Source organism: Pseudomonas sp. SIMBA_041 (genome assembly GCF_046535095.1).
GTDB lineage: Bacteria > Pseudomonadota > Gammaproteobacteria > Pseudomonadales > Pseudomonadaceae > Aquipseudomonas > Aquipseudomonas mucoides.
Genome location: NZ_JAWRXJ010000648.1, coordinates 1 through 252, shown reverse-complemented (window position 1 = coordinate 252; position 252 = coordinate 1). Strand labels below are relative to the sequence as shown.

Sequence of the window (252 nt, the reverse complement as noted above, 5' to 3'; positions counted from 1 at the left end):
AACCATGGCGTGGATTGGTGACACCGTGCCGTACGAGCGGCGTCAGGAAATTCTGGCACGTCTGCTCGGCGCCACGGTCTTCGGAATGATTGCGGGCCAATGGCTGGGAGCGTTGCTCGCTGATGCAGCGGGCTGGAGAGCCTCGTTCGCCTGTCTCGCCGCGACTTGCCTGGTTGCCAGCGTGCTCGTTATGCGGGAGGTTGGCGCTTCAGATTTCGGTGACGAGATGCCCGCATGCCGCTTCGCGCACCG

The 252-nt window shown here is 63.9% G+C and carries 1 protein-coding gene; it reads left to right on the top strand.

Annotated elements, in window-relative coordinates:
- Window positions 1–252, top strand: a 252-nt coding sequence (locus SB725_RS32710) for an MFS transporter (RefSeq protein WP_410923639.1), incomplete at both ends; no start/stop codon positions are given.